Source organism: Cuneatibacter caecimuris (assembly GCF_004216775.1).
In the GTDB taxonomy this organism is placed as follows: Bacteria; Bacillota; Clostridia; order Lachnospirales; family Lachnospiraceae; genus Cuneatibacter; species Cuneatibacter caecimuris.
Genome location: NZ_SGXF01000004.1, coordinates 31541 through 56690, shown reverse-complemented (window position 1 = coordinate 56690; position 25150 = coordinate 31541). Strand labels below are relative to the sequence as shown.

The following is a 25150-nucleotide window of genomic DNA, read 5'->3' as shown; positions in this document are numbered from 1 at the left end:
GCTAACAATATTCAATATTTATTATAAAACAAACAGACAAAATTCGACACAAATCAACAATATATTTGACTGAAAGAACTATGCTCTATTTTTTGATACCACTACTTTTTTTATTCTATAGATTTTTCCCCTCCATCAGATAAAATAAAACTATCAAAATGACAGGAGAAGGGCAATGAAAATTGAGCAGATGAGAATAAACCATATGACGCGGCCTCTGGGTTTTTGGTTCCGCACGCTGACGGCCTCCTATAAAGTGGAAAACAGAGAAGGCCGTTATCAGGACAGCGCCCGGATTCAGATATCCACAGACGAGAACTTCAGTGAAATCATCTGGGACACCGGCCGCAGCTCCCGGGTAAAGGGGACGGGAACCAGAATAGATCTGGAACTGAGCCCCCGTACCAGATATTTCTGGAGAGTGCAGGTTTGGGACGATCTGGGAAATACGGAAATGAGCCGGAGCGAATGGTTTGAGACCGGCCTGATGGAGCAGGGATTTCAGGGGATCAGCATTACGCCGTGTTTGGACGGGCAGGTGCAGCCGGTTTTCGAAAAAGATTTCCGGTTAGAGAGGAAACCCTCTTCAGCAAGGCTTTACATGACCTGCCTGGGCGTATATGAAGTCCGTATTAACGGAAAAAGATGCGGGAATGAAGCGCTGGCGCCGGGGCTGACCGTTTATGACCAATACGTCCAGTACCAGACGTATGATGTGGGGGAATTTTTGCAGGAGGGGGAAAACCTCATCCAGGTCGCGGCGGGGGACGGATGGTATAAGGGCAGGTACGGCTGCTGTCTGGGAGAAACCGGCCGCCGGAAGAACAAGTTTGAATGCCTGGCTGACCTGTACGCAGACGGAAGCTGCATTCTGAGTACCGATACTGGCTGGAGAGTCAGAAAAAGCCGGATTCTGAGCTCTGACATCTATGACGGAGAAATTCAGGACGGCTGTTTTGAGGATAGCGCCTGTTTTGCTGCTGAGCAGGGACATCTGGATTCCAGAAGGGTGAAAGAACGGCTGAGCGTGCCGGTCAGAGTGATGGAAAGGATTTATCCGGAAAAGATCATATGCTCCCCGGCCGGAGAGACCATTCTGGACATGGGTCAGAACATGGCAGGATATGTGCGGTTTTTCTGCCGGGAACCGGAAGGCAGCAGAATTGTTCTGGAACATGGGGAAGTGCTGCAGGACGGCTGCTTTTATCAAAAAAATTACAGGACCGCAAAAGCCAGGTTTGAATATATTTCAGACGGAAAGCCAGGATGGGTTCACGCCAGACTCAGCTTTTTTGGCTTCCGGTATGTGCGGATTACAGGAATAAACAGCCCCAGGCCGGAGGATTTTACCGGCGAAGTGCTGTACAGCGATCTTCCTTCCACAGGAAAAATTGCCACAGGGCATCCTTTGCTGAACCGTTTCCTGGAAAATGTGCTGTGGAGCCAGAAAGGAAATTTCCTGGATATTCCCACAGACTGCCCGCAGAGGGACGAGCGGCTGGGATGGACGGGGGACGCGCAGATTTTTGCGGAAACAGCCTGTCTGAATATGGAATGCTATCCGTTTTTCCGGAAATATCTTCATGATATCGCGCAGGAGCAGGAAAAAACAGGGGGACTGGTCCCCCAGATCGTGCCCGCTGTAGGACAGAGCGCCCGGACATCCGCGGGCTGGGGAGACGCGGCGGTGATCATCCCCTGGAGGCTCTATGAAATCTACGGAGATCCTTCTATTTTAGAAGAACAATATGAGAGCATGAAAGCATGGATCGGATATATTGACAGGGAGAATCAAAAGTTCGGGACAAACCCCTGCCTGTGGCAGAACGGCTTTCACTATGGGGACTGGCTGGCCCTGGACGGAGGGTTTGAGCACATGCCCACAGGCGGAACCCAGGTCTACTACATTTCCTCCGCGTTTTTCTTTTATTCCACTCTGCTGGTAGGGAAGACGGCCGGCGTACTGGGGGAAAAAGAGGACCAGAGGCATTATTTAGAAAAGGCTGAGAACATCAGAAAGGCCATTCTGAGAGAATACTTTACGCCCGCAGGAGAAACTGCTGTCCATACCCAGACAGCCGCAGTGCTGGGCCTGGTGTTTGGGATCGTAAGGGAAAAAGAGCAGCAGGAAAGGCTCAAAAGCCAGCTGGTGAGCCGGATTAGACAGGACGGATATAAGCTGAAAACAGGATTTGCGGGCACGCCATTTTTGCTGGAGGCTCTTTCAATCTGCGGAAGAGACGATATCGCATATGAAATTTTTTTGAATGAAGAATACCCCGGCTGGCTGTTCCCGGTGAAGCTGGGGGCCACTACTGTATGGGAGCGCTGGGATGCTCTGGGGAAAGATGGGAAAATACAAAAAAACAGCATGAACTCTCTGAACCATTATGCAAATGGAAGCGTAGCAGCCTGGCTCTACCGCCATGGGGCCGGAATACAGGCGCTGGAAGGAGGGGAAGGGTTTACAAAAGTCAGGATATCCCCTGTCCCCTGCAGAAAGCTGGGAAAATTATCGGCGGAACTGGATACTGCCGCCGGAAGGTACAGGATCAGCTGGGAAATCCTTACAGAAGGAGAGCGTGATGAATTAAAGCTGGACCTGGAAATTCCCTTTGGGGCCTGCGCCCGGCTGGAACTGCCTTATGCAGAAGAGAACAAAACAGGTTCAGAACTGCTGCCCGGAGGGGAGTACCATTACCGTTATGTGCTTCGCCAGGGCTGGAGCCCCTGCTATTCTATGGAGGAGCCCATCCGGGTGCTGGTACGCCGGCCGGAGATCAGAGAATATCTTTATAAAAAAGTCCCGATATTAAAAAAACTGGACGGAGATGAAATACAGCAGATGACCCTGGAAGAAATGAGCAAACTGCCCTTCCTCTTGGGAATGGGGACGCAGCTGGGACTTGGGAAAGAAACTCTGTGGGAGATCGAAAACTTTATCGGCCTAATTGAAAAATAAAAACAGGGCATCGGTCATATTGCATAATTATTTCTTTTTTTCGATATTGCCATTGTGGATATTCTATGGACTTTTTTGTCGAAAATGATAAGATGGGAGCATAAAATACACGAGGAGGTAACATTATGAAAAAATTTGCAGCAATTACACTGACTGCAGCGTTGGTAGCCAGTCTGGCCGGTTGTTCATCCTCCGGCACGCCAGGCACAACTGCGGCGGAGGGTGGAGCGAAAACCACTGAAGCCGCCAAGGAAACAAAAGGTAATGAAACGCAGGGAGAACAGCCCTCAGGGAAATGGGATTTTTCAGGCATTACACTGAATGTAGCCCACAGTACCACCGGCGACGTTTCAGACGCATTCGATGCTCAGTTTGCAGCGTTTGAAGAACTGACAGGAGCCAAGATTGAAGTAGAGCATCTGTCCAGCAATGCGGATGAATCCGAAAACACCCTTCAGGTGCGCGCGGCTACCGGGAATCTGCCGGATCTGTGGCAGACCTCCATCGGAGCCAAACTGCAGAACATTTCACCTCAGGACAATATCTATGATCTGTCCGGGCAGGAATGGCTTTCCAACATCGTGGACAGCTACAGGGAAATCGTAACAGACAAGGAAACAGGGGCTGTATACGTGGTTCCCTCCACTACATCCAATGTAGCGGGCGTGTTCTATAACAAGAAGGTGTATGAGGACATGGGGCTGGAAATCCCGGAGACCTGGGAAGAGTTCCTGGCAAACTGCGAGAAGATCAAGACCGGATCTGAAATTGATCCCTGCGCGTCTCCTTACAACACTCCGTCAGGCGTACAGATCCTGTTCCTGGCACAGTACTATTACGTACAGAATGAAAATCCTGATTTCGCAAAGCAGTATACCGCGAAGGAGCTGGAGCTGCATGAATCCGAGGCTTACATGAGGGGCCTGACTAAGATGTACGATCTCTGGGAAAAAGGATATCAGTGCGAAGATCCCCTGTCTCTGACCTTTGAAGACGCATCGGTTCAGCTGGCAAACGGAGAAGCCGCCATGCTGGTGTGCCGCACCAATGTAATGGCCACAGTGGAAGAACTGGCTCCGGAGGGAATCGATAACATCGGGTTCTTCCCTCTTCCTGACAAAGACAATAAGTCACTGGGCGTAGCCACCTGGATGCCTCCGGGATGGGCGCTCAACAAAAATGTACCCGCAGAAAAAGAAGAATGCGCTCTGGCGCTGATGGAATTCCTGACCACAGGTGAATCCATTGATGCGTACTGCACAAAAACCACGCCTACCGGCGCTTTCATGCTGAACGGAGTCGATCTGCCTGACAATGTATCCACAGCTGTAATCGAAGCGCAGAGCTGGGTGGATAAAGCTTCTTCGCCGGTAATGGAATACTTCAGCGACATTAAGGGTTCCAACATGGCGACAATTCTTCAGATGGTAGGAACCGGCGACTATACACCGGATCAGGCAATTACAGAAATTGAACAGGATAACGCGATTGATGCGCAGCAGAAAGGAATCGCAGGCTGGTAATCAGGGCTGTTCCTGAATATTCTGTAAAATCTGGGCAGTCCGGCTTTCAGGCCGGGCTGCCTTTCTATCAGAGAGGACGAAACGCATGAATAAAAAAAGATATCCGATGTGGCTGGCAGTTCCCGGCCTGCTCATCTATATTACGATATTTGTGATTCCTACCTTTGCGTCATTTTATTTTTCAATGACCACCTGGAATTTAAAATCATCAGTATTTACCGGATTTGAGAATTTTATTTCCTTTTTCACCATGACCAGCACCCGTTCCGCGCTGATCAATACGGCGATATACGCAACCGTGACCTGTTCCGCTAAAGTGATCCTGGGGCTGCTGATCGCGCAGTATGTGTGCAGCGGAATCCGCACCGGCAATTACCTGAAGATTGTGGTGTTCTTCCCCACATTGCTTGGCAATGTAGTGATCGGAACAGCTTTTCAAAGCGTCTTGGACCCCGGAGGAATCGTCAATCAGGCTCTGACCGGGGCGGGGCTCCCGGTGGTCCGGTTCCTGACAGATAAGACCATTGCGCTGGCCACCTGCTGCGCCATAGATATCTGGAAAGGCCTGGGAACTGCGGTGATTATTTTTGTGGCGGGCCTGAGCGCTATCCCCCGGGATTATTATGAGGCTTCAGCAATCGACGGAGCCACAGGCAGAAAGAATTTTACAAGAATTACCCTGCCGCTGATTATCCCCACCATCAATACAGTTCTCACCCTGTCCCTGATCGGAGGCCTGAGAGATTACGACCTGATCTATACCCTGACAGGCGGAGGCCCCGGATATTCCACAGAAGTGATTGGCTCTGTTGTGTATAAACTATTCTCCAGAGGAAGCTATGGATTGGCTACGGCAGGAAACGTGATTTTGTTCGTCATTGTTTCTATTATCGTATTTCCATTAAATTCCTTTGTCAGCAAGTGGGAGGAGCGGTTATAATGGTAAGAAAAAGAAGTCTGCTGAGTAAAATCGTGGAAGTCATCATTGTGCTTGCCACGCTCGTAACACACTGGATCATATTTTATTTTGCGATCCTTACCTCTGGAAAAGAGAAGGCAGAGGCGGCCCAACTGACTCTGGACCTGCCGGAGAAATGGAACTTTATTGAAAACTATACATATGTATTTCAGTACCAGAACGGCGCGATTCTGAAGGCTTTTAAAAACAGCCTGATTCTCACGGTATCCTCGATTCTTATCCTGGTTTTAGTGGCGTCTGCCACGGCTTATGTCCTTCAGCGCAGAACAGGCGGGATAGGAGCCATATCCAACAAATTGATTCTGGCGGGGCTCATTGTTCCTGCGGCGATCATCCCTACCTATTGGATGCTGGACAGGCTTCATATTGCCAATACCCTGCCGGGGCTGATTGTAGTAGAGGTGGCGACTTTGTTTCCTTTTGCAACGATGCTGTATAAAGGATATGTGTCCACCATTCCGGGAGAGATTGATGAGGCTGCCATCATAGACGGCTGCGGGCCGTTCGCTCTCTTTGCCAGGGTGATTTTCCCAATGGTCAAGCCGATCACTGCAACTGTTGTGATTCTGCGTTCCATTGTAGTGTATAATGATTTCCAGAACCCTCAGTATTATATGTCGGGTTCCGGTTCGCAGACAGTCCAGCTGTTCGTGTTCTCCCTGAAATCCGCCTGGACAACGGACTATGGACACCTGTTTGCGGCGGCAATTATTGTTTCATTGCCGATTATCATTTTGTATTTGTTTTTAAATAAAAAAATTCTGGAGGGGATGACGGCCGGAGCAGTAAAGGGATGATTATATGAAGCATGGAAGCTTTACCAGAAAACTGATCCTTTCATATCTGGTGCTGGCGGTGATACCGCTGCTGGTGCTGTTGGTTATTGTTGTGGTAAACACTACAAAAAGTACGGAGAAATCTTCCCAGGCCAAACTGGATTCCGCAGCTGCCCTGGCAGAGGCGCAGTTTAATTCACTGAAAGACACGATGGAATTCATTTCACTGGATGTGATCTGCAGGGACGGCTTTATTCAGATGGCCAAGGGGCTGACTTATAAAAACAATACCTCCTATGAAGAAAACAAATACTATCAGGGCCTTACAGCTTCCATCTGTACCTACTCCAATGTCATGTCCAACTACAACCTGGCCTATTTTAACCAGGAAGGACACTTTATCACTAACGAAAAATATAACAATAAATATTCCTTCCAATTCAGGCTGGGGCAGGAGCAGATAGACAGGCTGGAATGGAAGGAGGAGGCGGATCATAACAGCGGCGCCACAATTCTTCTTCCTGTGTCGGGAGACGCCGTCCCTGAATTTGGTATGGAGGCGCTGACACTGGTGAGGGCGGTGCGGGACCCGGGGAAAGTAGTGGGGTATCTGGCCGTGCAGATCCGGCTGGAGGACCTGAACTATATCTTCGGGATTGATGAGCTCAGTGATTCTGAAATCATGGTGCAGAGCGGAAACCGGGTTATTTATGCCACAGAAGGTTTTCCAAAACAGAAATATCTGCAGGAAGGGATGCGGGAGCTGAAAAAAGACTATCTGGTGGCTTCCGTTCTGAATCCGGGGAGCAAAATTACAGTGACGCTGGCCTCACCCATGAGCCTGGTTTATGAAATCGTGATCGGGACCATCTTTACATTCCTTCTGGAAGGGATTCTGCTTCTGGCGCTCACTGTGGGAGGCATTCTGGTATTTTCCAGGCAGTTGTCTATGCCGCTGGTAGCGTTGAAGAAAGAAATGCAGTCCACTACGCTGGAAAATTTGAAATCCGTGACCAGCAGAAAGCCCTTTGAACGATACGAAGAAACAAGATATTTATATGAAGAATTTGTACGGATGCGAAACCGCCTGGACACCATGATACAGAATGAAATAACCTTAAAAACCCTGCATGTTAGGGAATTGCTTCATTCTCTGCAGGGGCAGATCAATCCCCATTTTCTGTACAATACCCTGAATATTATCGGCATCATGGGCTCTGAAAACGGGGATGACCGGGTGTACGACGCCTGCCTGAAGCTTTCGGGGCTGCTCCGGTACTTTATTTCAGACAGGAACAGCACCACTGCCACAGTACGGGAAGAAATGGAGAATACAAGGATTTACCTGGAACTCATGAAGCTGAGGTTTGAGGACCGCATTACCTATGAGCTGGGATGTGAGGAAAAAGTTCTGGAACAGCCGGTGCTGAGGCTGGTGATGCAGCCTTTTGTAGAAAATATTTTTGAGCATGCTTTTGATACGGGACATGTTTCTATTGATGTCAGGATCAGGGGATACGAGGAAACAGGCCGCTGGGTAATCTCTATTGAAGACAATGGCGCGGGCATGGATCCTGAGGTCCTTTCCAGCCTTCAGGAAGAACTGCGCCTGGCCTGGGATAATACGCTGGAGGACGGAAGCGGCGTACGGGACGGAATAGGCGTGGGAAATACCATTTTGCGGCTGAAACTATTTTACAACGGGGACTTTGACTATATAATAGAAAATAAGCCCTCGGGAGGTTTCCGTGTGGTGTTGTCTGCAGTGATGAAGGAATGTGACGAAGAGAATGAGAGAGATCAAGGTACTGATTACTGAGGACGAACCTCCCATCGGCAGGTTTGTGAAGAAGATTACAGAAGGAATACCGGGCTTTTCTGTCTGCGGCGTTTGCTGCAGCGGAGAGGAAGGGCTGGAGCTGATTGAAAAAGAGCGTCCTGACGTGCTGATTACAGATATCAGGATGCCAGGTATGACCGGGCTGGAGCTGATCCGCAGAGCCAGAGCCCGGAACAGAGGAATGTATTTCCTGGTGATCAGCGGGTATAAAATGTTTGAGTACGCAAAAGAGGCCATTGAGCTGGAGACCACCGCCTATATTTTAAAACCTATCCACCCGGAAGAACTGAGGGAGAACCTGCTTTCTATCAGGACGGCCTGCCAGAAACGCAATGCGAGGCGGCAGCAGGAGGAACTGCAGATCGCATTTCGGAAAAGGGATGAGGCGGCCTTTTCCCGGGCGCTCTCCTGCAGGAACATACGCTTGCTGGCAGTGTATTACGGAAACGACCAGGAGGAAATTTGCCTTGTTGGTCCGGGAGTAAAACAGGGGATTCTCTGGCTGGTCTACAAAAACTGGGTCTTTTTTCTGCAGGATAGAGAAGAGGAAGACGGAGCGTTGGAGATTGTTTCCAGGAAAATTATGGCCCGGCCCGCAAGGAGGCGCACCTGCGCCTGCATCCTGATCCCGGAGGTGAATGGGGAGGACGGGCAGATCGAAGCCCTGCGCAGGCTGTACCGGGATGCTTTGAGACGTATGATAATCCCGGGGAAAACAGTACAGGCAGTTCTTCCGGCAAGTTATATGTGCTCTGAGGAAACAGTAATTCCCGATGAAACGCTGAAAAATCAGCTCAGGATTGATGTTCAGGCAAGGGACAAAAAAAGTTTCCAGAAGCATTTTTTTGAACTGTTCGCTGTCTGGGAGCAGAGCCAGGCGGATATTGCCCACATACGGAGCTGGATGCATGAACTTACAGTCCAGCTGATAAAAAATAACATATTAAAGGCAGAGAGCATCCCATATAATGAGGGGCTGGACGAGATCATCTGGCAGGGGGACTGCTTTACCGAAATACGGGACAGCCTGTGGAAAGAAATGGAAGAAGTCTTTTTGGAAGTACATATGGAGACGGAAACATTGAGGAAGAATGAAAAGCAATTATTTGATCAGATCTGCAGCCTGATGGAGAAAAACCCGGAAAAAAATAACTCTTTGCAGGAGATCTGTGAAAGATTCCATGTGAGCCAGCCTTATGTGCGGAAGATTTTCAGGATTTATACGGGGAAGACCTATAAGGAATATCAGTTAGAGCGGAAAATCCAGATGGCACGCAGCCTGATGGACGGAAACCCTTCCCTGCTGGTGCGCGAGGTGGCCGAGAAAATCGGTTTTGAGCAGCTGTATTTCGGAACCGTTTTCAGCAAGTATACAGGAATGACACCATCCCAGTACAAAGCCAGGAGGATGGCGGAAAAAAACGATGAATGAGGAGATGGAAGAATGCTGTACGAGAAAAACAGAGAAAAGACGCTGTCGGACGAGTTGTTCAAAAACCCCACCTGCGAATACCGGGGTACGCCATTTTGGGCGTGGAATGGGAAGCTGGACAAAGAGACGCTGCTGGAACAGATCGGGATCATGAAAAAAATGGGCATGGGCGGTTTTCACATGCATGTGCGTACAGGAATGGACAGCCCATATCTCAATGAAGAGTTTATGGACTTCATTAAAACCTGCGTGGAAAAGGCCAAGGAAGAGGACATGCTCGCCTGGCTCTATGATGAAGACAGATGGCCGTCAGGAGCGGCGGGAGGAATTGTGACCCGGGATAAACCGGAATATGCCGCAAAAAATCTGATGATCACCACGAGGCCATATGAAAACGGAAAAAAGCAGGAGAACCAGGGCTCTGTAGCGGGAAGAGGCCGGGGCGGCATGCGTCAGAACAACGGAGAGCTGCTGGCGGTCTATGACGTATCTCTGAATTCGGACGGCACGCTGAAGACATGGAAAATGATTGGGGAAGGGGACGAAGCAGAGGGAACCAAGTGGTACGCTTATCTGGAACACGGGATAGCCGATCCCTGGTTTAATGATGCTCCGTATGTGGACACCCTGTCTGACGATGCCATGAAATCTTTTATCGAAACCACCCATGAGGCGTATAAAAAGGCGGTGGGAGAGGATTTTGGAAAAACGGTTCCTGCTATCTTTACGGATGAACCGCAGTATAATAATAAAAATACCCTGAGCTTTGCGGGCGAGGAAAAAGATTTGTTTCTCCCCTGGACGGCGGATATCGAAGAAACTTTTTCCAGGGAATATGGGATGGATCTGCTGGCTGGCATTCCGGAGCTGTTGTGGGAGCTGCCGGAGGGAAAAGTATCAGAGCTGAGATATGACTACCACAACCATGTGGCGGACCGGTTTGCCAGAGCCTACTGCAGGCAGATCGGGGATTGGTGCAGGGAGAACGGAATCGCCCTGACAGGCCATGTGCTTGGGGAGGAGGAACTGAGAACCCAGACCCAGGTTCTGGGCGAGGCCATGCGGTGCTACCGGCATTTCGGGATACCGGGAATTGATATTCTCTGCGACCGGCATGAATATACCACGGCAAAACAAGCGCAGTCTATTGTTCATCAGATGGGGGCGGAGGCCATGCTGTCAGAGCTCTACGGCGTGACAGGTTGGGACTGCGATTTCAGGACTTATAAGCTCCAGGGGGACTGGCAGGCGGCGCTGGGCGTTACCGTCAGGGTGCCTCATCTGTTCTGGATGACCATGAAGGGAGAAGCAAAGAGAGATTACCCCGCGTCCATAGGATATCAGTCCCCCTGGTATGACCAGTTCTCTATGATTGAAGACCATTTTGCCAGACTGAATACAGCCATGACCAGAGGCGTACCTGCCGTCAGGGTGGCAGTGGTACACCCGATTGAGAGTTATTGGCTGCACTGGGGGCCTTCAGAGCAGACGGCTGCGGTGCGGGAACATATGGAAGAACAGTTTCATGAACTGGCTGAGACCTTGTTGTTCCATGGAATAGACTTTGATTATATCTCCGAAAACGAACTGCCCCATTTCTGTGACCGGGGCGGAAATCCTTTGCAGGTCGGGGAGATGGAGTATGACGTGGTGATTGTCTGCGGGTGCCAGACCTTGCGCGGCACCACCCTCCACCGGCTGAAAGAATTCCGGGCAGAGGGCGGAGAACTGCTGTTTATCGGAGAATGCCCTGAGCTTGTGGATGCAAAGCCTTCTGACGCAGTCAGAGACCTTTATGAGAACAGCAGCAGGGTGAGCTTCTCGGAAACCGCGGTGCTGGAGGCGCTGGAACCCTGGAGGTTCCTGGATATCCGCAGAGAAGACGGCAGCAGGGAAGACCGGATTCTGCACCAGATGAGGAAAGACGGAGAGTATCTGTGGCTTTTTGCAGCTACCGGAAAAAATCCCGTCTGCCAGGATGTGGACGACGCAGGTTATGTGCGCTTCCTGCTAAAAGGCTCCTGGAAGCTGACATTGTATGATACCCTTACCGGAGAGATCCGTCCGGTACAGGCATCTTACCAGAATGGAAATACTGTACTGGAACGGCGGTGGTATCACCATGAAAGTATGCTGCTGCGTCTGGAACCAGGCTGCGACCAGGGTTCCTTTGCAGACAAAAGCGAGGCTGCGGGGCCTGAGGATCTGATATTCGGCACTGTGCCGGTGGAACTGGAAGAGCCCAATATGCTGCTGCTGGATATAGCGGAGTACGCGCTCAACGGCGGAGAATTTATGCCGGAAGAAGAAATTCTCAGGATTGATAACCTGGCCAGGCAGGAGCTTGGAATACCTCTGCGCAGAAAAGAAGTGACGCAGCCATACTGCATCGCGCCGGAGGCCCCCAGGGATACGCTTACGCTGCGGTTTAGGATTTTCAGTGAAATCGCAGTGGAAAAACCGGAATTGGCCCTGGAAGATCTGGATGATACAGAAATCTGGCTGAACCTGATTCCTGTGAAAAAACAGCGCACAGGATGGTTTGTGGACCAATGTATTGAAAAAACAGCGCTGCCGCCTCTGGAGAAAGGCGTCAACCTGTTGGAGGTGAAGGTGCCGGTGGGAACCAGGACGAACCTTGAAAATTTCTATCTGCTGGGGGATTTTGGCGTAAATATAAACGGCACCAGAAAAACTATTATCCCTCCGGTGCGCCGGCTTGGATTTGGCAGTATTACCTGTCAGGGACTTCCTTTTTATACCGGCAACCTGCTTTATAAGTTCAGGGTCCGCGCCACGGGACAGCTGAAGATCAGGATTCCCAGATACAGGGGCGGCCTGCTGAAAGTTTTTGTGGACGGAGAGGACTGGGGCAATGTGGCCTTCTCCCCCTATCAGGCGGATCTGTCAGGAGTGGAGCCAGGGGAACATGAGATTGCGATAAGGCTTTACGGCACCAGGCAGAACGGATTTGCCCAGCTTCATCATACTCCTGGAATCTGGTTTTATCAGAGTCCCAACTCCTACAGGAGCACCGGCAGCAGGTGGTGCTATGAATATCAGCTGAAGGATGCCGGAATTTTGAGAAGCCCGGAGATCTACGGGGGATTTGTGATCAACGAGGATCAATCCACCAGAGAAGCAGTCCTTGGCAGTTCCTTTGGCATTGAGGATATCCTGCTGCTCTGATAAACACAGAATGTCTGAGGGAATATATGGAAAACTTGCGTGATCATTATTTGGTAAAAGAAGATTTTGGCGGATTTGCCATCGGAGAATTCCCTTATGATCCGGAGCATTCCGCCATGGGAGAATATCATTTTTATCCAGTGAAGGGCGATCGCGGGATCTGGTATGACCCGGTATGCAATTATGAATACCGGGGCCCTTCCTGGATTATCACAGAAGCAGAAGGAAAGCATTATATGGAACAAATGAGGGTGGATACAGACCACCCTCATACTATGTACCCTATGCTGGAAACAGGGGAGACGGATTGGAAGGATTATACGGCTGAAGCGCTGGTCCGGCCGCTGCATACAGGCGGAATGGCCGGGATAGGTGTGTGCGCGGCAAATTCCCTGAATATGGTTCTGGTCGTGCTGGAGGAGCAGAATCTCAGGGTATATGATCTGCATAAAGAAAAGAAAGAATTACTGGACAGCGCGCCATTCGTTTTTCATTGCGATACTTTTTACCGGATTTGTGCAGAAATCTGCGGGGACAGAATGCAGGTGCAGATTGACGGCCGCCTGATTCTGGAAATCTGTAATCCAAAACTCGGCAGAGGCGGCCGGTTTGCCCTGACAGCTACCAGGCCGGCCATGTTCGGAGAAGCAAGCCTGAGGGTTTCGGAGCAGACATGGCAGGAAATCACCCGCGCAAAAGAGGCAGCGCAAAAACGCCTGGAAGAAAAGAGGGCCGCTTTTCCTGGGATGAAACTGTGGAAAACCCTGGACCTGAAAAATTTTGGCTGCGGAAGGCAGGTGCGGCTGGGACATCTCACCGGGACAGAGGAATGGCATCTTGTGTTTGCCCAGTGCCAGAAGAGAGTATTCCAGGATGCGTATGCGTCTGTCAGCTGTCTGACAGCAGTATCTCTGGACGGCGAAGTGCTGTGGCAGAGGGGAGAACCCTCTGATAATCCTGATATGGGGCTGCTGTCTGCGGATGTTCCCCTTCAGGTCTGCGATATTGACGGGGACGGCGTGGATGAGGTGATTACTGCAAAAAATTTTGAACTGCTGATCCTGGACGGAAAGACAGGAGAAGTGAAGAAAAAAGCGCCTGCTCCGTACTCCACTGAGGATGGAAGCGAACTGCTGGGTATTCCAAACGGAAGATATGCTTTCGACCGGCTGAATCCTGACGGGATCCGGATCTGCAATATCTCCGGAAAAAAGAGGCCCTCAGATATCCTGCTGAAAGACCGTTACAGCCGTCTCTATGCCTATGATGAAAATTTAAACTTTCTTTGGAAATTCCAGAACGGAAAAAACACAGGACATTTTCCCTACACCCAGGATTTCAACGGGGACGGCAGAGATGAAATCTTCTGCGGCTACAACATGATCAGCGCGGACGGTGAACTGATCTGGACTTTGCCGGTACAGGCAGATCACACGGATGAAATTGCGGCCGGAAAGTTCAGAAAGGGAAGCGGCAGGGGATACCTGGCTCTGGCCAGCGGGACGGATGGATTCATTATTTCAGACCTTCAGGGGAATATTGTGTTCCGGGAAGGGATCGGGCATGCCCAGCGGATCAGCATTGGGAACTACACCCCGGAACGGAGAGAATTTGGAATCTGCCTGGTGAACTACTGGGGACATCAGGGAATCATCTATATGTATGATACGAACGGGAATACCCTGTGGGAGAAAGAGACAGGACAAAACGGCCAGCTGCTGACACCGGTAAACTGGACCGGAGACGGGAGGGATCTGATTCTGACCAATGCGCAGCCCGGACAGGGAGGACTTCTGGACGGAGAGGGAGACCTTGTGGTGCCCTTTCCGGAAGACGGGCATCCTATGCTCTGCGCGGAGGCGGCCAACCTGACAGGAGACGGCCGGGATGAGCTGATGGTATGGGATCACCGCCGTATGTATATTTACACCCAGGACAGAGACTCCGGAAGCAGTGTTCAGGTTCCGGTAAAATATCCCCATTATAATGGTTCTAATTACAGAGGGGAATATTCCTATCCTGACGGATGGTATCTGGATATTGCGGAGGAGCTATAGAAGGAAAAAATTTTCGGCAAGGAGGAAATATGTTCAAAATAAGAAAGGTCAAAGCATTTCTTACAGCCCCGGATGGAATTGATCTCCTGGTGGTAAAGGTGGAAACGGATGAACCCGGGTTATATGGTTGGGGATGCGCAACCTTTACTCAGCGCTGCCTGGCGGTGAAAACAGTAATTGACGAGTATTTGTCCCCTCTTTTAGAAGGCCGTGATCCCCAGCAGATCGAAGAAATATGGCAGCTGTGCAACGTGAACGCCTACTGGAGGAACGGGCCGGTTCTGAACAATGCCATGGCAGGGGTGGATATGGCCCTTTGGGATATCAAAGGAAAGATAGCCGGCATGCCCGTTTATCAGCTGTTTGGCGGCAAATGCCGCGAAGCGGCAGCCGCTTATGTGCACACAAATTCCCCTGTAAAGGAAGTCCTGTTAGAAAAGGTCAGAAAGAAAATGGAGGAGGGATACCGGTATATACGCTGCCAGGCAGGTTTCTACGGAGGCACTGAGGCGGGGGTGAAGCCGGAAAATGCCCCCCAGGGAGATTACTACGATCCTAAGAAATATATCAGAAAGACCGTGGAAATGCTGGACTATATCAGAACCAATACAGACAGCGGGCTGGAGATCATCCATGACGTCCACGAGCGGCTGTATCCTTCTGACGCCCTTGCGCTGGCTAAAGAAGTGGAAGGGCTTCATCTGTACTTTCTGGAAGACCCGGTTTCTCCGGAGCAGAGCGCCTGGCTGCGCAGGTGCCGGCAGCAGTGCGTAACACCCATTGGACTGGGAGAGCTGCTGAACAATCCGGCGGAGTGGAAAGATCTGATCTGCGACAGGCTGATTGATTTTATCAGGATTCACATCAGCCAGGCGGGCGGTCTGACTCCGGCGCGGAAAATAGCCGAATTTGCATCTTTATTTCAGGTGAGGACCGCCTGGCACGGACCGGGGGACGTATCCCCCGTGGGACATGCGGCCAATCTCCACCTGAATCTCAGCAGCCCTAATTTTGGCGTACAGGAATGGACGGAATTTTCCCCGGCCATGTACCAGGTATTTGAAGGGATTCCGGAAGTGAGGAACGGATATATCTATGCCAATGAACGGCCGGGGCTTGGGATCGAGTTTCATGAAAACGCGGCGAAAGCCTATCCTCCGGTGGGCGGCGTGGTGGAATGGACCCAGGCCCGTCTGCCGGACGGAACGATATTTATGCGGCAGCATTGTAAAAAATGTGAAGAGTGTGGTAGTGCCGGCCACAGGAGGAATGAAAGGGATAGAGACCGCTATAGCGGCAGGAATTACCGTAGGCCGCGAGGACTCTGCTCTGGAGGCCCTGTCCTGTGCGCCGCCGGATACCCGGAAAAGGGTAAATACATTTTTGAATGCCTGTCCTGTAGTCGTGAAACTGTCGGACTCAGGAAGAATATTTGATATTTTAATAAAAATGAGGGCAGGAGGACATACTTCGGAAGTACGGATTGTGGACACTCATACCAATGTGGTGCTTCTGAAGAGGGATCAGGAGGAAATTCTGAAACGAGAATTGGCGGAACCGGCTTCAGGAGACCAGGAGGACCCTGTAACTCTGGAAGTCCGGAAAGTGATTGATTACGCCAGAACCTGCAGGCTGGAAGACGTTGCAGAGACGATCGAGAATCAAATTATGTGCAATACCGCTCTTTCCAGAGAAGGAATGGCAGGAGGCTGGGGGGCGGAAATCGGGAAAAAACTGCTGCTTGGAGAAGAGAACCCCAGCGTCCAGATGCGTGCCATGGCGGCTGCGGCTGCAGGGTCCGACGCCCGGATGAGCGGCTGTGAGATGCCTGCAGTGATCAATTCAGGCAGTGGGAATCAGGGGCTTACAATTACCATGCCGGTGGTGGAATACGCAAAAGAGCTGGAATCCAGCCATGAGGAGCTGATCCGCGCGCTGGTGCTGGCAAATCTCACTGCGGTGCGGATCAAACAGTCCATCGGATACCTGTCCGCTTACTGCGGAGCTGTCTGCGCGGGCTGCGGTGCGGCGGCAGGGGTAGCATACCTTCATGGCGCGGATGATACGGTGATAGAACATACTATTGTGAACGGACTGGCGATTCTGTCAGGAACAATCTGCGACGGCGCCAAACCATCCTGCGCGGCTAAAATTGCCATGGCGGTTAACGCTGGGCTTTTGGGTTTCCATATGGCTCAGAAAGGAAAAGAGTTTGTCCACGGTGAAGGAATCATTAAAAAAGGGATTGAAAATACCATTGAAGAGGTGGGCACCCTGAGCCGGGACGGCATGAATTATACCAATAAGGTGATTTTAGATATTATGGTGAAGGATTGAAAAGGGCATAATACTGTTATGAGAGAAGGGGCCATCTATTTCCCGATAGCCCCCAGCTCTTTTTCAAATATTTTGTGTGATCTTATTGCAGCCTACCGTGTATCATTCGGAATTGTATTCTAAACTATTTTCTTGATTTTTCACCTCCAAAGAAGATATAGTACAATGAAAATGGAAGCCTTTTATGTACCCAAAAAAAGCGCAAAAAATTAACCGGAAGGAAATAATGATGATCCCGGCTTGCTTTTTGTGCTTCCAGCAAAATTTTTAAGAATATATGTTGCGAAACAAGTAAGACTGTGGTATTTTATAATAAAATAAAATGTGAGATTCATGTGAAGCTGAACGAGCGCCGGGAGCTGACGATCACGTTCCATTATCCCGAGGAAGGCGGGAACAGCGGACAGGCTCAATATCTCTCTTTCGCCCTAAAGGCAGACGCGGTACAGACCAAAAACAATCCGTATCAATTGTTTGACTGAAAATCCGGTGTCGACGGCAATGAGCTGATGACATAAAGCTGCAAGGCAGACCCAATGTGCAAGGAGGAAGATATATGGCAAACTGCACAACTGGCAAAATCCACCACGGGGGGGGTGCGTAACAACCCAACTTTAGGCAATTTGCCGAACTCCATGAAGAAGTGGGGAAGAACTAACACTTAACAGCGCCCTCTGAGTTTTGGCGGCATTTCTTTGGAGCGCGCTTATCACCGAAAAAAGCCGACAAAATTATATAAGGAGGCTAGAACAATGACACAAAGCAAACATACCAAGCGCGCACTGCTGGCAAGTGTTTTGTCAGTTGTCGTGTGCGCGGCCATGCTGGTGGGAAGCACCTTTGCATGGTTCACCGATTCTGTCACCAGCGCAGGCAACATCATCAAGTCGGGTAATTTGGACGTCACCATGGAATGGGCGGACGGAACAAAGGCGCTCAATACGTCAGAGTGGAAGGACGCATCCAAGGAGGCAATTTTCAACTATGACCTGTGGGAGCCGGGCTATACCGAGGTGCGCCATGTCAAAATCAGCAACTTGGGCAGTCTGTCGCTCAAATATGAGATTCGGATTGTACCGACCGGCGATGTCGGGGAGCTGGCTGACGTGATCGACGTGTACTACATAAAAGACGGTCAGCAGATTAGCGACCGCACTCAGCTTAACGATACAAATAAAATCGGCACTTTGACACAAATTCTTGCAAAGCCCTATGCCGCAAAGGGTCATATCCCTGCGGGCGATAATGCGGCGGATGTTGCGACCATCGCTTTTAAAATGCGGGAAACAGCGGACAACGAATATCAGGGTCTCTCCATCGGCAGCGATTTTGCCATTCAGCTTGTTGCGACTCAGTACACAGCTGAAAGCGACAGCTTTGGCTCAGATTATGACACGGACGCTGATTTTGCAGCTACTTACAGAGTGTCCCCTGGTAATATCGGGGAGTATCTCAGTGGTCAGCACGGCAGTATGTCAGACACTAAGCTGATCCTTGCTCCGGGTAATTACGGAAAGCTTGAAATCGGAACGGTTACCGCTGAATCGAAAGACGATACCGTATATATCTGCCCGAATGGAAATGGCCATGATGGAACATCGCTGACCTTTACCGATATAGATGAGTTCAAGGCGCATGTTGAACCCGATAAGTGGCACGGCCGCAGCACCTATATCAGGACAATTGAGAATCTGACCATTGCCGCAGAAGACGGTGTAAATGTTGAAGGCTTGTCGATTGTTTCCGGACATATGTATGACACCCAAGACCCGATTAATACTAGGCAAGGCGGATACTATTTAACGCAAAAACTGAGCAATATTAACTTTGTGAATATCAGCTTTACCGGGAATGTAGATATCGAAACCTCTCAGCTGGATACTGTGATTGACGGCGTAACATTTGACGGTTGCTCTTTTACAACCAAGGGTACAGCTTCAGCCAACGGTCAGGCACTGCGTTATTACAATGAGGCCAATAACGGGAATGTCAAAAATCTTACGGTTAAAAACTGCACCTTTAAAAACTGCTATCAGGGAATATATACATCGCATATCAACGGTATCTCCGTTACTGGCTGTACCTTTAATACAATAGGTCACAATGCGATTGCAGTTCAGTCCCAGTCGGTGACTGACCATAAAGCGGTTGTGATTGAAAACAATAGCTTTGAAGACATCAAAGACCGTATTATCCGGTTTAACGGTGTGGGCGCTGATACACAGTTTACCATTAAGAATAACACCGCAGTTAATTCTGGTGATCTGTGCAAAGAGGTTATCAAAGCGACTTCTCTTGCAGATGGTATTACCTATGACATTAGCGGAAATAATTGGGGCGAGGGAAGAAAAGTTGACAATGCTCAATTTCAAGACAGCACTGCCGGATGAAAATGAATTCCCGAATCCGTTCGATTAAAATTTGAACCGGTACACAAAGCCGTTCTCTCTTCGGAGAGGCGGCAATCAAAGGGCATGAGCCTTTGTTCATGCCTTTTGATTGCCGATAAAATAACTAAAACGAAAGGAGGCGGTTGTTTTGAAACAATGGCTGAAATCTGCCATATATAATCCAAAACACGCTAAGCTAACTGATAAAAATATTTTACAGTTACTTTTACTCTCTTTTGCAGGGATTATCATCTGTATGGTCTGCCTTACGGGAATGACTTGGGCTTGGTTTTCTGTGAGCATTCAAACCACGCCGCAGACAATCAAGGCGGCCAGCTTTACTATATCCGCTGCGCTCACTGACGAGGGCGGCGAGCCGGCGGCCCCCGGCCAGATGCTGAATGCCGGACAAGCCTACAATGTCACACTGACTGCGGACGGCACCGCGCCAAGTGGCGGATATTGTGAGGTGGAAGGCGGCGCTGCACCTCTTTATACGGATTCGCTGTGCCCTGGCGATAGGCTGACCTTTATCCTGATTCCCGAAAAGGATGGAGTATATACCTTTACCGGCGTGTGGGGGGAGTATTCCGGTAAGGCAGATATAACTGAAGGCTGTACTATCGGCCAGAAACGTGCCGATCCCCCAGAAAACCAAATTACAGTCGCTCCCACCATGCCAGCGGCTACCGCTGATCCAACGCCAGTGAGTAAACCAGCCGAGGAAGAAACAACGTCGCTGCCCGCCGAATCACATGGGGGAATTTCCGGTCAGGATCCAGAGGAAATCCCTGAAGCCAGTGAAACTCCAGCAAAGGGACAGGAAATCGAACAAGAAGGATAAATATTTCTCCTGGACAAGCAGCGGGCCTGCCTTGCGTTTCTGCCCGAGGATGATACGGCAATCATAAACGCCCTGTTCTATCAGGGGCAGACTGAGCGTGAGCTGGTCCAGCAGTATGGCGTATTCCATTAGCAACTCTCTCGCTTTTTCTGTGAAAAACACATAAAACAGCGTCCTGACAGATATTCGGCCAGGGCGCTGTTTTTTACGTAGAACTCCTGACAACAATATCCGTATTCAGAACAATTTTACGGCTGACAGCCGGAATCCCTTCCAGCTGATCGATGAGCAGGTTGCAGCTCTGCCAGCCCAACTGATGCATGGGCTGGTTCACAGTGGAGATCGCCGGAACTGTCATATTGCAGAGGCTGACATTATCAAAGCCCATTACGGCGATATCTCCCGGCACAGACAGCCCCAGCCGACCGGCAGCCTTGATGGCGGCGCTGGCATATACGTCAGAAACACAGAATACAGCGTCCGGACGGTCGCTGGCGGACAGCATGTTGATGGCGGCGGAATAAGCCATTTCATAATCAATGCTGGCGATATGGGCAATCCAGCCGGGCCGGGCCGAAACGCCGGCCTCTTCCAGAGCGTCCATATAAGCTCTCTCCCGCAGCTGGGCATAGCTGTGGTGAAGTTTGGCGTTAATCATAGCGATCTGTGTCCTTCCAATAGAAAGGAGATAGGAAATAGCGCTTTTTGCGGCGGCATAGTCGTCGATGATCACGCAGGGGGTGTCGTCAGAAACATTATATTGAGAACACATCACAACGGAATACCGCATTTTAATAGCGTCCATAGTTTCCTGGTCAGGGAGGGTATGGGTAAAGATGATCCCCCGAAACATGGAGCTGTTCATAAGAAAATCATAGGAGCGGGGATTTTTCGGCTCCTCAATTTGCTGCAGCAACAGCTGATAACCACGTTTCCTGGCGGCTCCCTGCATTCCCTTTATGCAAGATCCGTTAAATGGGTTTGTAAAATCAGGGAAGGTAGCCAGAAGCAGCTTGCTGCTGTTTTGCTTTACCTGGTAATTCAGCTCCTTCATCGTCTGCAGCACCCGGTTCCTGGTCTCTGGTTTAACGCTGCCGGGCTGATTAATAGCTCTTGAGGCTGTGGCGGTAGACACATTTGCTTTCAGAGCGGCGAAACTGGCGAAACAGGTGATAGAGTATTCTGTTTCATTAAAGCCGGGTGAAAAGGTATTGATCGAAGCCTGGGACGGTTCGGAAGATTTTGTGCAGGAATTTGTCAAAGCGGCCTATCGCGCGGGGGGTTATCCCTATGTATCGCTTCAGAACGCGCAGGTGAACCGGAGCTTTATCTTGGGCGCTTCAGAGGCGTCTATGGAGGCCTGGTATGAATATGAAGCGGTCCGGATGAAGGATATGGACGCCTATATAGCAATCAGGAAACAGGACAATATCAATGAATATGCTGATGTCCCTGCAGAAAAGATGGCGTTGTATAACAAATACCACGGAAAGCTGCATTATGGACACAGGCTGCCCCATACGAAATGGTGCGTGCTGCGTTACCCTAATCCATCCATGGCCCAGCTTTCAGGAATGAGCACAGAGGCATTTGAAGATTATTACTTTAACGCCAACTGCCTGGACTACAAAAAGATGAATGAAATTGCGGAGGCGCTGTGCAGGCGCTGTTCCGTGGCGGATCAGGTGAGGATCACCGGCCCGGGCACAGACTTGACGTTCTCAGTGAAAGGGATGAAGGATGAAAAATCCTACTGCGGAATTTTCAACCGCCCCTGCGGAGAGATGGGCACCAGCGTAGTGCAGGGAACTGCAAATGGAAAGATCCGCTACAATATTCCTTCCAGCTTTCAGGGGTTTGTGTTTACCGGCGTGGAGCTGACACTGAAGGATGGCGTGGTGGTGAATGCTGTTTCGAATAATACGGAGCTGATGAACCGGATTTTAGATACAGACGAAGGGGCCAGGAGAATCGGTGAATTTGCGATAGGCTTTAACCCATGATCACAAAACCGATCACAGATACCCTGTTTGACGAGAAAATGGCGATGTCCCTGCATTTCACCCCCGGTAACGGCGGCGACAATAAATCGGCGATTCACTGGGATCTGGTGACCTCCCACGCACCGGAGCTTGGCGGAGGGGAGATCTGGTTTGATGGTGAACTGATCCGTAAGGACGGAAGATTTGTACCGGAATACCTGCAGTGCATGAATCCTGAAAACCTGACCCGGGAGCTGATAACGGAGGACTGATCATGAATCAGATGTATTTTAACCGGCTGACAGAGGAAATCAACCGGCAGGGGCTGGACGCAATGCTGATCGCGCCTTCTGCGGATATGCAGTTTCTGCTGGGCCGCGTGCCCAGTTCAGACTGGAGGACGGAAGAGGCGTTCAGTGCTGGCTGTACGAGCAGGAAGCGAAGGAGGTTTGCGATGAGTGATGAGAAGATATTGCTGAGTGCGAACCATGTGAAGAAATATTTTAAGGGGCGCGGAAAAAACGTAGTGAAGGCTGTGGACGATGTGAGCCTGACCCTGCATAAGGGTGAAACCTTAGGCCTTGTTGGGGAATCGGGCTGCGGGAAATCTACCCTGGGACGCACGCTGCTGCGCCTGATCGAACCAACAGAAGGAGAGATCATCTATAACGGGCAGGATTTGTCCAAGCTTTCGAATAAAGAGATGCGCCTGATGCGGCAGCATATGCAGATGGTGTTTCAGAATCCATACTCATCTCTCAACCCCCGCATGTCGGTTCTGGAAGCTGTCAGAGCCCCCCTGGATATATTTAAGATCGGGACCAAGGACGAAAGATTTGAAAAATGCCGGGAAATGCTGCGGTATGTGGGTTTTGAGGAGTATCAGATTTACCGTTATCCCCATGAATTTTCAGGCGGACAGAGGCAGCGTATCGTGATCGCAAGAGCATTGATTTCAGACCCGGACTTCATCGTCTGCGACGAACCGGTATCCGCGCTGGATGTATCGGTACGTGCCCAGGTGCTGAATCTGATGAGAGAGATCAACCTGGACCGTGGGCTGGCCTACCTGTTCATTTCCCATGACCTGAGCGTGGTAAAGCACGTCAGTGACAGAATCGCAGTGATGTATCTGGGGAATCTGGTAGAATTGGCAGACTGTGACGAGCTGTACAGGAATCCCCAACATCCTTATACACAGGCTTTGCTATCCTCTATTCCGATTCCGGACCCGGATGTGAAGATCAACCGGATTCCTCTGGAAGGGGATCTGCCAAGCCCTATGAATCCGCCCAGCGGATGCCGTTTCCATACCCGCTGCAGATACGCAACAGACCGGTGCAAAACGGAGCGGCCGGAGTTTAAATTTGATGCTGGCGGACATGGCGTAGCCTGCCACCTGTGTGAGGGCGGCGGAGAGGAGCAGAAATGAATGATAAAGAGTTGTCCGCTGCGGTAGCGCAGTGGGCCAGAGACCACCGGGAAGAGATGGTGCAGGACCTGATTTCTATTGTCAACCGTAAATCCATCAGCGAGCCGGGAGAAGGCGGTTTTGCCTTCGGAACGGATTGTAAGGACTGTGCTGACGCCATGGCGGAAATGGGCCGGAAATATGGTTTTGATATTGAAAACGACGATTACTATACCCTGAGCGTTCTGGCTCCGGGCGGCAGTAAAAAGGAGAAGGAAATAGGCATCCTGGGGCATCTGGATGTGGTGCCGGAAGGCACCGGCTGGCGGTTTGAGCCCTATCAGGCAGTGGAAAAGGACGGATTTGTTATTGGCCGGGGCAGCAGCGATAACAAAGGGGCGGTGATCATGTCCCTCTATGTCATGCGCTGCATGCGGGATCTGGGCGTCAGCCTGGACCATACCCTGCGCCTGATCTGCGGTTTTAATGAAGAGGCAGGCATGCAGGATGTGGAGCATTATCTGAAAGTCCGCGAAGCGCCGGAATTCACCATTGTCTGTGACGGCGGATGGGCTATGATTATCGGAGAAAAAGGCCTGCTGACTGCAAACCTGAATCAGAAGGTGAGCACCGGCAACCTGATCGCCATGGAAGGCGGCGTAGCCTCAAATTCTGTCCCTGATACCGCCTGGGCAAAGCTGGTGGACGCCGACAGGGAATCGGTTGCGAAACTGGCGGCAGAGCATCCTGACGATGTACAGGTGATCCGGGAAGGTAGTGCCGTGATGATCGTAGCCAGAGGAATTGCCGCTCATGCCGCATTTCCTGAGGGAAGCGACAGCGCTATCGGCAAGCTGAACCGGCTGCTAACGGAATACGATTTGGTGACAGGAGACGGGGCAGAGGCGGTCCGGAACCTGGCAGAAATATTTACAGATAACTACGGCACAGGGTTGGGAATTGACTTCACGGACGATATATCAGGGCGGACCACCTGCGTGGGAGGCATGATTTCGCTGAAAGACGGGGTGCTGAGCCAGAACATCAACGTGCGTTACGCCATTCGTCAGAAAAGCGAAGAACTGCTGGAAAACCTGAAGGAGGTATGCGAAGGGCGAGGAATCGTTATAGAAGATCTGGAATACAGCGCCCCCCGGTATACAGACCCTGACGCGCCGGTGATAAAAATGCTTCTGGATACTTGCCATGAGTTTCTGGGAGAAGAATACGAACCTTATACCATGGGGGGAGGCACACATGCCAGAAAGTTCCCCAACGCGCTGCCCTACGGGCCCGGCGGGATAAAAGCAGAAAATCCCTTCGGCCATCCCCATGGCGCAGACGAGGCTGTGCATATCGACAGCCTGATACGTTCCATGAGCGTATACGCAGTAGCTCTGGTACGGCTGGACACGATGCTGTAAGTGC

At 50.6% G+C, this 25150-nt stretch carries 17 protein-coding genes and 1 pseudogene; 17 read left to right on the top strand and 1 reads right to left on the bottom strand.

Annotation, left to right across the window (positions count from 1 at the left end; genetic code table 11):
* Nucleotides 1-175: 175 nt before the first annotated feature.
* The 13 genes and pseudogenes from EV209_RS10395 to EV209_RS10340 all read left to right on the top strand — a co-directional run bounded on the left by EV209_RS10395 (nt 176) and on the right by EV209_RS10340 (nt 20329).
* Nucleotides 176-2962, top strand: coding sequence for an alpha-L-rhamnosidase (locus EV209_RS10395; protein WP_130435401.1), 2787 nt, complete (start codon nt 176-178; stop codon nt 2960-2962).
* Nucleotides 2963-3087: 125 nt separating this feature from the next.
* Entirely contained in the window at nt 3088-4485 is a 1398-nt protein-coding gene (locus EV209_RS10390; RefSeq protein ID WP_130435400.1) for an ABC transporter substrate-binding protein, read from the top strand.
* Between the two features lie 85 nt (nt 4486-4570).
* Complete coding sequence (locus tag EV209_RS10385; protein ID WP_130435399.1) at nt 4571-5425, top strand: carbohydrate ABC transporter permease; 855 nt, start codon at nt 4571-4573, stop codon at nt 5423-5425.
* A complete protein-coding gene (locus EV209_RS10380; RefSeq protein WP_130435398.1) occupies nt 5425-6261 on the top strand; it encodes a carbohydrate ABC transporter permease in 837 nt (278 codons plus the stop codon). The genes EV209_RS10385 and EV209_RS10380 overlap by 1 nt, the downstream gene beginning before the upstream one ends.
* 4 nt (nt 6262-6265) lie before the next feature.
* Nucleotides 6266-8059 (top strand): cache domain-containing sensor histidine kinase, encoded by a 1794-nt coding sequence (locus tag EV209_RS10375; protein WP_130435397.1) that lies wholly within the window; start codon nt 6266-6268, stop codon nt 8057-8059.
* Complete coding sequence (locus EV209_RS10370; RefSeq protein ID WP_130435396.1) at nt 8031-9512, top strand: response regulator transcription factor; 1482 nt, start codon at nt 8031-8033, stop codon at nt 9510-9512. Before EV209_RS10375 ends, EV209_RS10370 begins: the two co-directional genes overlap by 29 nt.
* Before the next feature lie 12 nt (nt 9513-9524).
* Entirely contained in the window at nt 9525-12701 is a 3177-nt protein-coding gene (locus tag EV209_RS10365) for a glycosyl hydrolase (protein WP_130435395.1), read from the top strand.
* 26 nt (nt 12702-12727) lie between these two features.
* Nucleotides 12728-14758 (top strand): hypothetical protein, encoded by a 2031-nt coding sequence (locus EV209_RS10360; protein ID WP_130435394.1) that lies wholly within the window; start codon nt 12728-12730, stop codon nt 14756-14758.
* A gap of 29 nt (nt 14759-14787) precedes the next feature.
* Nucleotides 14788-15969: pseudogene (locus EV209_RS10355) on the top strand (enolase C-terminal domain-like protein); the annotation flags it as partial.
* Nucleotides 15970-16207: 238 nt separating this feature from the next.
* Entirely contained in the window at nt 16208-17095 is an 888-nt protein-coding gene (locus tag EV209_RS10350) for an L-serine ammonia-lyase, iron-sulfur-dependent, subunit alpha (RefSeq protein WP_165388898.1), read from the top strand.
* 299 nt (nt 17096-17394) lie between these two features.
* The gene (locus EV209_RS16360; RefSeq protein WP_165388897.1) at nt 17395-17577 is read left to right on the top strand and encodes a hypothetical protein; all 183 of its coding nucleotides are present in this window, start codon (nt 17395-17397) and stop codon (nt 17575-17577) included.
* Between the two features lie 270 nt (nt 17578-17847).
* Complete coding sequence (locus EV209_RS10345) at nt 17848-19485, top strand: TasA family protein (RefSeq protein WP_130435391.1); 1638 nt, start codon at nt 17848-17850, stop codon at nt 19483-19485.
* A 148-nt stretch (nt 19486-19633) separates the two neighbouring features.
* Entirely contained in the window at nt 19634-20329 is a 696-nt protein-coding gene (locus tag EV209_RS10340; RefSeq protein ID WP_130435390.1) for a hypothetical protein, read from the top strand.
* 205 nt (nt 20330-20534) lie between these two features.
* Here EV209_RS10340 and EV209_RS10335 read toward each other — a convergent pair whose 3' ends face one another.
* A complete protein-coding gene (locus tag EV209_RS10335; protein ID WP_243647572.1) occupies nt 20535-21464 on the bottom strand; it encodes a LacI family DNA-binding transcriptional regulator in 930 nt (309 codons plus the stop codon).
* On the opposite strand from EV209_RS10335, the gene EV209_RS10330 reads away from it, so the two are divergent.
* The 4 genes from EV209_RS10330 (at nt 21451) to EV209_RS10320 (ending at nt 25146) form a co-directional block, all read left to right on the top strand.
* On the top strand, nt 21451-22332 hold the full coding sequence (locus tag EV209_RS10330) for an aminopeptidase (RefSeq protein ID WP_330521106.1): 882 nt from the start codon (nt 21451-21453) through the stop codon (nt 22330-22332). The genes EV209_RS10335 and EV209_RS10330 overlap by 14 nt on opposite strands.
* On the top strand, nt 22329-22583 hold the full coding sequence (locus EV209_RS16875) for a hypothetical protein (protein WP_330521105.1): 255 nt from the start codon (nt 22329-22331) through the stop codon (nt 22581-22583). Before EV209_RS10330 ends, EV209_RS16875 begins: the two co-directional genes overlap by 4 nt.
* A 182-nt stretch (nt 22584-22765) precedes the next feature.
* Nucleotides 22766-23743 carry an ABC transporter ATP-binding protein gene (locus EV209_RS10325; protein ID WP_130435618.1) on the top strand — a complete coding sequence of 326 codons (978 nt, stop codon included), beginning with the start codon at nt 22766-22768 and terminating at the stop codon, nt 23741-23743.
* Nucleotides 23740-25146: a Sapep family Mn(2+)-dependent dipeptidase gene (locus EV209_RS10320; RefSeq protein WP_130435389.1), complete on the top strand. Its 1407-nt coding sequence runs from the start codon at nt 23740-23742 to the stop codon at nt 25144-25146. Before EV209_RS10325 ends, EV209_RS10320 begins: the two co-directional genes overlap by 4 nt.
* Nucleotides 25147-25150: the final 4 nt, after the last annotated feature.

What these genes read in the sequence shown, in the direction of transcription:
- EV209_RS10395 (WP_130435401.1), top strand. Translation starts at nt 176, where the DNA reads ATGAAAATTGAGCAGATGAGAATAAACCATATGACGCGGCCTCTGGGT.
- EV209_RS10390 (WP_130435400.1), top strand. Translation starts at nt 3,088, where the DNA reads ATGAAAAAATTTGCAGCAATTACACTGACTGCAGCGTTGGTAGCCAGT.
- EV209_RS10385 (WP_130435399.1), top strand. Translation starts at nt 4,571, where the DNA reads ATGAATAAAAAAAGATATCCGATGTGGCTGGCAGTTCCCGGCCTGCTC.
- EV209_RS10380 (WP_130435398.1), top strand. Translation starts at nt 5,425, where the DNA reads ATGGTAAGAAAAAGAAGTCTGCTGAGTAAAATCGTGGAAGTCATCATT.
- EV209_RS10375 (WP_130435397.1), top strand. Translation starts at nt 6,266, where the DNA reads ATGAAGCATGGAAGCTTTACCAGAAAACTGATCCTTTCATATCTGGTG.
- EV209_RS10370 (WP_130435396.1), top strand. Translation starts at nt 8,031, where the DNA reads ATGAGAGAGATCAAGGTACTGATTACTGAGGACGAACCTCCCATCGGC.
- EV209_RS10365 (WP_130435395.1), top strand. Translation starts at nt 9,525, where the DNA reads ATGCTGTACGAGAAAAACAGAGAAAAGACGCTGTCGGACGAGTTGTTC.
- EV209_RS10360 (WP_130435394.1), top strand. Translation starts at nt 12,728, where the DNA reads ATGGAAAACTTGCGTGATCATTATTTGGTAAAAGAAGATTTTGGCGGA.
- EV209_RS10350 (WP_165388898.1), top strand. Translation starts at nt 16,208, where the DNA reads ATGAGGGCAGGAGGACATACTTCGGAAGTACGGATTGTGGACACTCAT.
- EV209_RS10345 (WP_130435391.1), top strand. Translation starts at nt 17,848, where the DNA reads ATGACACAAAGCAAACATACCAAGCGCGCACTGCTGGCAAGTGTTTTG.
- EV209_RS16875 (WP_330521105.1), top strand. Translation starts at nt 22,329, where the DNA reads ATGATCACAAAACCGATCACAGATACCCTGTTTGACGAGAAAATGGCG.
- EV209_RS10325 (WP_130435618.1), top strand. Translation starts at nt 22,766, where the DNA reads ATGAGTGATGAGAAGATATTGCTGAGTGCGAACCATGTGAAGAAATAT.
- EV209_RS10320 (WP_130435389.1), top strand. Translation starts at nt 23,740, where the DNA reads ATGAATGATAAAGAGTTGTCCGCTGCGGTAGCGCAGTGGGCCAGAGAC.